Origin of the sequence: Micromonospora sp. NPDC047753 (genome assembly GCF_040642735.1) — a bacterium.
Classification (GTDB): domain Bacteria; phylum Actinomycetota; class Actinomycetes; order Mycobacteriales; family Micromonosporaceae; genus Micromonospora.
Map to the genome: position 1 here is coordinate 1 of NZ_JBEYSL010000291.1, position 8,548 is coordinate 8,548.

General features: G+C 71.6%; 10 protein-coding genes. 3 read left to right on the forward strand and 7 right to left on the reverse strand.

Going from position 1 to position 8,548, the window contains the following annotated elements; translation table 11 throughout:
• The 4 genes from ABZ749_RS22550 to ABZ749_RS22565 all read right to left on the reverse strand — a co-directional run.
• The coding region (locus tag ABZ749_RS22550) for a Na+/H+ antiporter (RefSeq protein ID WP_357230705.1) at positions 1-1,336 on the reverse strand (1,336 nt) is incomplete at its 3' end.
• A gap of 38 nt (positions 1,337-1,374) precedes the next feature.
• On the reverse strand, positions 1,375-2,340 hold the full coding sequence (locus ABZ749_RS22555; protein ID WP_357230708.1) for a TIGR03885 family FMN-dependent LLM class oxidoreductase: 966 nt from the start codon (positions 2,338-2,340) through the stop codon (positions 1,375-1,377).
• A gap of 42 nt (positions 2,341-2,382) precedes the next feature.
• Positions 2,383-3,798, reverse strand: coding sequence for an NADP-dependent succinic semialdehyde dehydrogenase (locus ABZ749_RS22560; protein ID WP_357230711.1), 1,416 nt, complete (start codon positions 3,796-3,798; stop codon positions 2,383-2,385).
• 14 nt (positions 3,799-3,812) lie between these two features.
• The gene (locus ABZ749_RS22565) at positions 3,813-4,076 is read right to left on the reverse strand and encodes a DUF6343 family protein (RefSeq protein WP_091401582.1); all 264 of its coding nucleotides are present in this window, start codon (positions 4,074-4,076) and stop codon (positions 3,813-3,815) included.
• Between the two features lie 123 nt (positions 4,077-4,199).
• Here ABZ749_RS22565 and ABZ749_RS22570 point away from each other — a divergent pair, with 123 nt between their 5' ends.
• Together ABZ749_RS22570 and ABZ749_RS22575 are read left to right on the forward strand one after the other, a co-directional pair.
• Entirely contained in the window at positions 4,200-4,799 is a 600-nt protein-coding gene (locus ABZ749_RS22570) for an antibiotic biosynthesis monooxygenase (protein WP_357230715.1), read from the forward strand.
• Positions 4,800-4,919: 120 nt separating this feature from the next.
• Positions 4,920-5,771 carry a GDSL-type esterase/lipase family protein gene (locus tag ABZ749_RS22575; RefSeq protein WP_357230718.1) on the forward strand — a complete coding sequence of 284 codons (852 nt, stop codon included), beginning with the start codon at positions 4,920-4,922 and terminating at the stop codon, positions 5,769-5,771.
• A 16-nt stretch (positions 5,772-5,787) separates the two neighbouring features.
• Here ABZ749_RS22575 and ABZ749_RS22580 read toward each other — a convergent pair whose 3' ends face one another.
• The 3 genes from ABZ749_RS22580 to ABZ749_RS22590 all read right to left on the reverse strand — a co-directional run bounded on the left by ABZ749_RS22580 (position 5,788) and on the right by ABZ749_RS22590 (position 7,706).
• Positions 5,788-6,543: an EcsC family protein gene (locus ABZ749_RS22580; RefSeq protein ID WP_357230721.1), complete on the reverse strand. Its 756-nt coding sequence runs from the start codon at positions 6,541-6,543 to the stop codon at positions 5,788-5,790.
• A gap of 49 nt (positions 6,544-6,592) precedes the next feature.
• Positions 6,593-6,739: a hypothetical protein gene (locus ABZ749_RS22585; RefSeq protein WP_167457721.1), complete on the reverse strand. Its 147-nt coding sequence runs from the start codon at positions 6,737-6,739 to the stop codon at positions 6,593-6,595.
• Between the two features lie 106 nt (positions 6,740-6,845).
• A complete protein-coding gene (locus tag ABZ749_RS22590; protein WP_357230724.1) occupies positions 6,846-7,706 on the reverse strand; it encodes a peptidase M23 in 861 nt (286 codons plus the stop codon).
• A gap of 420 nt (positions 7,707-8,126) precedes the next feature.
• On the opposite strand from ABZ749_RS22590, the gene ABZ749_RS22595 reads away from it, so the two are divergent.
• On the forward strand, positions 8,127-8,548 hold a 422-nt coding region (locus tag ABZ749_RS22595; protein WP_357230727.1), incomplete at its 3' end, for a PAC2 family protein.

The window sequence follows — 8,548 nt, forward strand, 5'->3', positions numbered from 1 at the left end:
CCACCACCGCATCCGGTGCGCCGTCGGCCAACTCGTCGAGGCGGTCCTGAGCGGCCTTGCTGGCCTGCTGCTGCACGGCGGCCGCGGAGAGCGCGTCCTGCACCGCGTCGTCCGGTGGCAGCTTCAACCGGCGGGCGACCAGCGGCAGGGTGGCGCCCTGGCCGACCAGGGTGAAAACGATCACGGCGAAGGCCAGCCAGATCAACAACGCCCTGGGGTACGGCTTGTCGTCGGCCAGGGTCAGCGGCAGGGCCAGCGCGGCGGCCAGGGTCACCACGCCCCGCATGCCGGCCCAGCCGATGATGATCGGGAACTTCGGTGACGGCCGGGCGTCACGGCGGCGCACCCGGGGGACCAACCGGGCCAGGTACGTGGCCGGGAAGAGCCAGACGAACCGGGTCAGGAAGACGGTGGCGAGCACCGCGAAGGTGATCAGGATGAGCGAGCCGATCGGCTCGTCGAGGTCGTGCAACACCTCCCGCAGTTGCAGCCCGACCAGGAGGAAGACCAGGCCCTCCAGCAGGAAACGGACCAGCCGCCAGAACGCGCCGATCTGCAACCGGGACGCCGCCGACAGCAGCTGGGGCAGCTTGTGCCCGAGCACCAGGCCGGTGACGACCACGGCGACCACACCGGAGGCGTGCAGGTGTTCGGCGGTGAACACCACAGCGAACGGGATGATCAACGACAGCGCGTTGTCCAGCAGCGGGTCGGTGATCCGCCGATGCAGGAAGCCGAACACCAGTGCCCCGAGCGCCCCGATCAGGATGCCGCCGCCGGTGGACCGCAGCACCTCGATGGCGATCTTGTCGGCGCCGACGGCCGAGCCGACGGTGGCCATCGTCGCGACCCGCAGCAGCACGAGCGCTGTCGCGTCGTTGACCAGGCTCTCGCCCTCCAGAATGGTGACGACCCGGCGGGGCAGCCCGACCCGACGGGCGACGGCCGTGGCGGCCACGGCGTCCGGTGGGGCGACCACCGCGCCGAGGGCGAGGCAGATCGCGAGCGGCAGCTGCGGCAACAGCAGGTGCAGCACCAACCCGACCACGAACGCGGTGAACAACACCAGGCCGACCGCGAGCAGCAGGATCGGCCGGATGTTGTTCTTGAACGCCGGCACCGAGGTCTCCAGCGCGGCCACGTAGAGCAGCGGCGGCAGGATGCCGACCAGCACCAACTCCGGCTCGAGGTGCACCTGCGGGAAGCCCGGCACGAACGAGAGCGCCAGGCCGAGGACGACCAGCACGATCGGCGCGAGCAGGCCGAGCCGGCGGGCCAACGCGGCGCCCAGGGTGGCGATCGCCAGGAAGACGACGACCGGAAACAGGCTTTCCATGGGGTACGAGCCTAGGGGTACCCCGGTTCCGGCCTCGATCAGCCGCCCGGGCGCAACTTCGGCAGCACCTCCGCGCCGAACGCGTCGATGAAGCCGCGCTGCTCCTGCCCGACGTGGTGCAGGGCGATCTGGTCGAAGCCGAGCTGCGCGTACTCCTCCAGCCAGCCGACGTGCCGACCCAGGTCGGCCGACACGTTCACCACCTCGGCGACCCGCTGCGCCGGCACGTCGGCGGAGACCACGTCGAAGTGTTCGACGGTCTCCAGGTCCCAGCAGACCGGCGGGGCGAAGACGTTGCTGCGCCACTGGTCGTACGCGAGCGCCTCGGCCTGGGCCTGCTCGGGCGCCCAGGAGACGTGCACCTGGAGGTGGAGCGGCCCCCGCCCACCCGCGTCCCGGTACGCGTCGATCATCTCGCGCAGGTGCTCCACCGGGGCGTTCACGGTGATCAGCCCGTCCGCCCATTCGGCGCACCAGCGCGCGGTGGCCACGCTGACGGCGGCGCCGACCAGCGCGGGCGGCTGCTCGGGGCGGGTCCACAGCTTGGCGCGGTCCACCCGGACCAGGCCGTCGTGGCTGACCTCCTCGCCGGCCAGCAGGGCCCGGATCACGTCGACGCACTCCCGCAGCCGGGCGGCGCGCACGTCCTTGCGGGGCCACGGGTCACCGGTGATGTGCTCGTTGCTGGCCTCGCCGGTGCCCAGGGCCGCCCAGAACCGGCCCGGGTACATAGCGCCGAGGGTGCCGATGGCCTGCGCGATGATCGCCGGGTGGTACCGCTGGCCGGGCGCGTTGACCACGCCGAACGGCATGCCGGTGGCCTGCAACGCCGAGCCCAGCCAGGACCAGGCGAAGCCGGACTCGCCCTGCCGGGCGCTCCACGGGGAGAAGTGGTCGGAGCACATGGCGGCGTCGAAGCCCGCCCGCTCGGCGTGCATCACCGCCTCCAACAGGGCGCGTGGACCGATCTGCTCATGCGAGGCGTGAAAGCCGAACGACGTCATGGGCACACCTCCTACCCACGTCCGCGTCGCCTGATGCGTGCCCTATTCCGCGTGTGCCCCCGCGCCGGCCGAGGCGGCGCCCTCGCCCACCCAGACCGTCTTGGTGTTGCAGAACTCCCGCATGCCCAGCGCCGACAGCTCCCGCCCGTACCCGGAGTTCTTCACACCGCCGAACGGCAACTCGGGGTACGAGGTGGTCATCCCGTTGATGAAGACGTTGCCGGCGTCCAGGTCGGTGGCGAAGCGCTCCTGCTCGGCCGGGTCCCGGGTCCAGGCGTTCGAGCCGAGTCCGAAGCTGGTGCCGTTGGCGACCTCGATCGCCTCCTCGTACGAGGAGACCCGGAACAGGCCGGCGACCGGGCCGAAGACCTCCTCGGACCACATCCGCATCTGCGGGGTGAGGTCGGTGACCACTGTCGGCGGGTAGAACCAGCCGTCGCCGTTCGGCCGCTCGCCGCCGCAGAGCACCGTCGCCCCGTTGTCGACCGCGTCGCTGACCTGGGCGTGCACCTCGTCGCGGCCACGCTCGCTGGCCAGCGGCCCGACGTCGGTGTTCGGGTCCATCGGGTCGCCGACGCGCAGCGCGGCCATGTTGGCGGCGAACTTCTCGGCGAAGGCGTCGAACACGTCGGTGTGCACGATGAACCGCTTCGCGGCGATGCAGGACTGGCCGTTGTTCTGGCAGCGGGCTGTGGTGGCGACCTCGGCGGCCCGGTCCACGTCGGCCGAGGGCATCACCACGAAGGGGTCGCTGCCGCCGAGTTCGAGGACGGTCTTCTTCAGCTCCCGTCCGGCGATCTGCGCGATGGACCGGCCGGCGGGCTCGCTGCCGGTGAGCGTCGCGGCGCGTACCCGCGGGTCGCTGAGGATGTGGTCGACGGCCTCCGAGTCGACCAGCACTGTGGTGAAGGCTCCCTCGGGAAAGCCTGCTCGCCGGAACACGTCCTCCAGCAGCAGCGCGGTCTGCGGCACGTTCGAGGCGTGCTTGAGCAGGCCGGTGTTGCCGGCCATCAGCGCCGGGGCGGCGAAGCGCATCACCTGCCAGAGCGGGAAGTTCCACGGCATCACCGCGAGCACCACGCCGATCGGCTGGTAGCGGATGAACGCCCGGGTGGCCTTCACGGCGTCGGCGTCGGCGGGCTCGTCGGCGAGGAACGCGGGGGCCTTGTCGGCGTAGAAGCGGGCGGCGGTGGCGCACTTGGTCACCTCGGCCTGCGCCGCGACGTACGTCTTGCCCATCTCCGTGGTCATGATCCGGGCGATCTCGTCGCGCTCGGCGTCCAGCAGGTCGGCTGCGGCGTTCATCCACTGGGCGCGCTGGTCGACTGTCGTCGCCCGCAGCTGGTGGAACGCGAGGTCGGTGCGCTCGATGGCGTCGTCGAGTTGCTCGGTGGACATCGCCTCGTAGGTCTTGAGCACCTGTCCGGTGGCGGGGTTGGTGGTGGCGATGTGGGGCATTCCGTCCTCCTGTGTCACTCGAACAACGAGTGTCGTACGCCCGGCTCCTCGCGGCGGCGGGCGGCGCGGCGGCGCTGGATCACGACCAGGTCGACCACGGCGACCACGGCGAAGATCGCGCAGAGTACGCCGAGCCAGGCGATGCCGGCCCAGAACGCCAGCACCGCGAAGAGCACCATGATCACCAACCCGAAGCTGGCGAGCGTGAGCCGAAGGTTCAACGCGCTGTTCGCATGGCCGACCGTGCCACGGGCGCGCCGGGGCTGCGATCTCGTCATGCTTACGGAGCTACCCCCGATCGGCCGGATTAACCTGTACCGCGCGCCTGCACACCCGCACCCGCCGGTGTGCTCCGGCACATCCGTTCGCGCCGCGGCCCTCGTCGACCGCAGGATGGGCGTATGTCAATGACCCTCGCCGTGCCGGTGACCGTCTCCATCGCCCGCCGCGTCGATCCCGGCCGGGCCAGCGAGATGGTGGCCTGGATGCGGGCCGGCACGGCGCTGGCCGAGGCGTTCCCCGGGTTTCTCGGCGCCGGCTGGGTGCAGAGCGGGCCCGGTTCGCCGGAGTGGCACATGCTCTACCGCTTCGCCGACGCCGAGACGCTGCGCCGGTGGGAGGAGTCGCCGCAGCGGCACTGGTGGCTCAGCTCGGCGCAGGGCATCGTCGAGCACACCCGGGTGGAGCGGCGTACCGGGATCGAGGGCTGGTTCGACAGGCCGCTGGAGCACTCGGTGGACCCGGTGGAGTTGGCCCCGCCCCCGCCCCCGTCGCCGCCCCGCTGGAAGCAGGCGGTGACCATCTGGCTGGCCTTCTTTCCCCTGAGCCTGACCGCCACCCTGCTGACGAGCCGCTTCCTCGACGCGGTGCCGCTGGCGGCCCGGGTGCTGCTGATGACGCTCTGCCTGACCCCGCTGATGACCTATCTGGTGCTGCCTCGGATCACCCGGGCGTTGCACTGGTGGCTGCACGGTCAACGGGCACCGTGGCGGGACGCATAGCACCTCTACGGCTTCCGCGTCGGCACTCTGCCGCATACCCGACAGCAACTTCCCGGTCAACCGCATCCTGCGCATAGAGTTACCGCGCTGTCGCTCTGTGCTGCGGGAACGGGAGACGTCATGCCTCGACGCTGGGTCGCCGCACTGGCCTGTCTCGCGGCGCTGGTCGCACTGGCCTGCGAGGGCGGCAATTCCGCGGAGCCCCGCCCCACTACGAGCGGCAGGCCGTCGACCGGGCCCGGCGGCATCGCCGCTCTCGGCGACTCGATCAGCACCGGCTTCGCCTCCTGCCTGGTGCTCACCTCCTGCGAGCGCAACTCCTGGTCGACCGGGGACGGGCTGCGGGTGCAGAGCCACTACCGGCGGCTGCTCGAACAGAATTCGGCGATCCGCGACCGGACGTACAACCATGCCCGTCCCGGCGCCCGCGCGGACGCCCTCGTCGGTCAGGCCCAGGCAGCGGTACGCGACCGCGCCGACTACGTCACAGTGCTGATCGGCGCCAACGACGTCTGTCGGGGTGGGGTGGACGCGATGACACCGGTGGCGCAGTTCCGGGCCGACGTCGACAAAGGGCTGCAGGTCCTGCGGACCGGCCGGCCCAAGGCCCGGGTGCTGGTGGTGAGCATCCCCGACCTGTACCGGCTCTGGGAGGTCGGGCACGACGACGAACGGGCCACCCGCGCGTGGCGGCGGGGCATCTGCCCGGCCCTGCTCGCCGAGGCGACCTCGACCGCACCCGCCGACCGGGCGCGCCGGGCCGCCGTCCGGGAGCGGATCGACGCCTACAACGCCGAGTTGAAGGCGGCCTGCCGGGCGTACGGATCACGGTGCCGGCACGACGGCGGCGCGTTGCACAAGGTCCGGTTCACCCTGGACCTGCTCAACCCGCTGGACTGGTTCCACCCCAACGCCACCGGCCAGGGCCGCATCGCCGAGGTGACCTGGCGCTCCTCCGGCCTGGCCAGCTGACGGCCCGGACGGGCCGTCAGGGTTGGCGCGGCTCCGGGACGCCGTTGCCGCGGGAGCCGTAGAGCGCCCGGGACCGCTGGGCGAGATCCTTTGTGGCCGACGAATTGGCCCAGGTGCCGAGCACGATTGCCGCACCGGGCACGATCTTGGCGACCATCCGTTTCGCGGCCCGGACGCCGGCCATCTGGGCCAGCCGGACGCCGAGTTGCAACATGACCCGACCCAGCGGACGCTGGCCGCCCAGGCCGAAGAGCGCGTCGGCGCGTTCCCGCCCGGCGGCCACGCCGAGCGCCAGCCTGGCGCTCTCGGCGACCTTGTGCACCCGCTGGAGCACCAACAGGTCGGTGGCCCGGTCGCTGTGCAGGGGGTCGACGCCGTACGCGGCGGCGATGTGCAGGGCCATCCGCGCCTGGGTCCAGGCCAGCACGCCCACGTCGATCACCGCGCCGGGGAGCCCGGCCGCGCCGGAGACCGCGCCGGACAGTCGGGCCAGGTTGACGAACTTGCGGGCCGCCTGGTCGGCCAGGGCGTCGGCGGAAACGCCGGGCTGCTCGGCACGGGCCCGGGCTGCCCACTGCGCGGCTTCCGGCCCCAGGCGCCGCACCGCCTCCAGGGAAAGGTGCTCCGGCGCGTACTGCGGGTCGTCACGCATCCGGTCCCAGAGCCGGGCCGGCGGACCCTCGGGGGCGTCCACCGGCCCGGCCGGCAGGTCGACGGACGGCTGCGGAGTAGGGACGGCGGGCTGACCGCCGACGGGTGGGGTGTCGGTCACCAGGTCTCCCCAGGGGTGGAAACGGTGGACAGGGCGGCCGATGGAACGGTCAGCGGCGGCGGTTGGACAGCCGGGCCGCCAACCCCTTCAGCTTCTGCTGGTTGCCCGGCTTGGCCATCTCCCGACGACCTCGCTCCACCAACTGCTGCCCCTTCGGCGATCTCAGGAACGTGGTGATCCGCTGCATCAGTGACATGGCGTCCTCCTGTCGATGGTCCCGTAGTCATGTGTACCCCGAACCTGCAACACATGTACCCGGGATCCGACAGCCTCAACCCTGACCGTCCATAGTGGGCGGTAGGTTACCGCCCCGCCGGCACGATGGCGTCAACGACCCGGGTGGCCCGCCACTCGTGCTGCTGATAGTGCTCGGGGTACGCGGAGACCTGCACCGCCTGGGCGGCGTCGGTGAGCCGCATCCGCTGCCAGCCGGGCACCTGCTCCAGCGCGCTGAGGAACTGCCGGGTGGCGAACTCGGGGTCCATCAGCCGCCCCACCGGGCCCCAGCCGCTGCTGGAACGCTGCTGGAACAACCCGACCGAGTCGTGGTCCCAGCCGACGCCCTGGTGCGGATAGTCCTGCGACTCGGGCAGCACGCCACTGGCCACGTTGTAGAGGTTGCTCTCCTGCATGGCGGTGGCCACCGCGATCACCAGACCCCGGCGCGGCACCCCCATCTTGCGGCCGGTACTGACGATCGCCTCGGCGTTCTCCATCTGGTCCTCGTCCAGCCCGGCGACGGGCGCCGGGTCGGTCGGGCGAGCCGGGGCGACCTTGCGGGCCGGCGCGCTGGTGTCCGGATCGGCGGGGCTCGCCGCGGCGGACTGGGCGGCGGCGGAGGCGCTCGGGGCGACCGTGCGGTCGAGGGAACGGGAGGCGCGCTGCTGCTCGGCGCGCTGCGCCAGCTCGGAGCTGGAGAGCGATCCACTCCGGGTCGCCGCGTCGGCGTCCTCGTTACGAACCTGGACGACGGCGGTCAGACCGAGGCAGCACACCACACCGGTGGCCAGCGCCAGCTGTGCCCGGCGTCGACCGGTCAGGTCCCGGGCGTACGCCCGGAGCCGGGTCGCGGCGGTTGTCCGTTCGGTTGAGGTGCCATCCTCCGTATCGGTAGTGGGGCTGCTCGGGGCGTACGGGTCGTCGAGGGTGCCGTCGTCACGCATCAACCGAGGCTAGGCAGGTGGAAACCCCGATCACGCACGGTGATCACGTGGCGCTCGACACAGATCGGAGCCGTACTGGTGGACGACGCGGGCGGGGTGACCCGCCCGGGGAACGGACCTCGCGTACCGGATGAAGCTGGCGCCGCACGCGGACCGGCACGGGCCAGGACGGGAGCGAACATTCCACCCCTGAGCCCGACATGATCGACAAACTCGGCCTTTGGGCCGAACCGCCCCTCGGCCGATCGGCCACGAGGCTCGGCCCGGTGGCGTAAACAGACGATTGGTCCGGTCACGCCCACCACCCGGCCAACGGATCGCCCGACGAAGGAATGCGCCAGGATGGCGGGTACGTTGCCCGAACGGGTGCCCTCCATCGCGACGGCACTCCGCAAGCACATTTCAGGGAGGTCCGCACCGGTGCTCGACCCACACGAGCTCTACCAGCTCACCGACGATCTGCCCGACCTCGGGCAGCCGGTCCTCATCCAGGCCCTCACCGGGTTCGTGGACGCCGGAAACGCCAGCCGACTGGCGCGTGAGCAGCTGCTCACCTCGCTGGAGGGTCGGCCGATCGCCACGTTCGACGTCGATCAGCTCTTCGACTACCGGTCGCGACGACCGGTGATGACCTTCGTCGAGGACCACTGGGAGAGCGTCGACGCGCCCAAGCTGGAGCTGCACCTGCTGCAGGACGACGACGAGACCCCGTTCCTGCTGCTCACCGGCCCGGAACCAGACCTCCAGTGGGAGCGTTTCGTGGCCGCCGTGGCCGGGCTCGCCGCCCGGCTGGACGTCCGGCTCACAGTGGGGCTCAACTCGATCCCGATGGCGGTCCCGCA

What these genes read in the sequence shown, in the direction of transcription:
- ABZ749_RS22555 (WP_357230708.1), bottom strand. Translation starts at nt 2,340, where the DNA reads ATGACGTCGTTCGGCTTTCACGCCTCGCATGAGCAGATCGGTCCACGC.
- ABZ749_RS22560 (WP_357230711.1), bottom strand. Translation starts at nt 3,798, where the DNA reads ATGCCCCACATCGCCACCACCAACCCCGCCACCGGACAGGTGCTCAAG.
- ABZ749_RS22565 (WP_091401582.1), bottom strand. Translation starts at nt 4,076, where the DNA reads ATGACGAGATCGCAGCCCCGGCGCGCCCGTGGCACGGTCGGCCATGCG.
- ABZ749_RS22570 (WP_357230715.1), top strand. Translation starts at nt 4,200, where the DNA reads ATGTCAATGACCCTCGCCGTGCCGGTGACCGTCTCCATCGCCCGCCGC.
- ABZ749_RS22575 (WP_357230718.1), top strand. Translation starts at nt 4,920, where the DNA reads ATGCCTCGACGCTGGGTCGCCGCACTGGCCTGTCTCGCGGCGCTGGTC.
- ABZ749_RS22585 (WP_167457721.1), bottom strand. Translation starts at nt 6,739, where the DNA reads ATGTCACTGATGCAGCGGATCACCACGTTCCTGAGATCGCCGAAGGGG.
- ABZ749_RS22590 (WP_357230724.1), bottom strand. Translation starts at nt 7,706, where the DNA reads ATGCGTGACGACGGCACCCTCGACGACCCGTACGCCCCGAGCAGCCCC.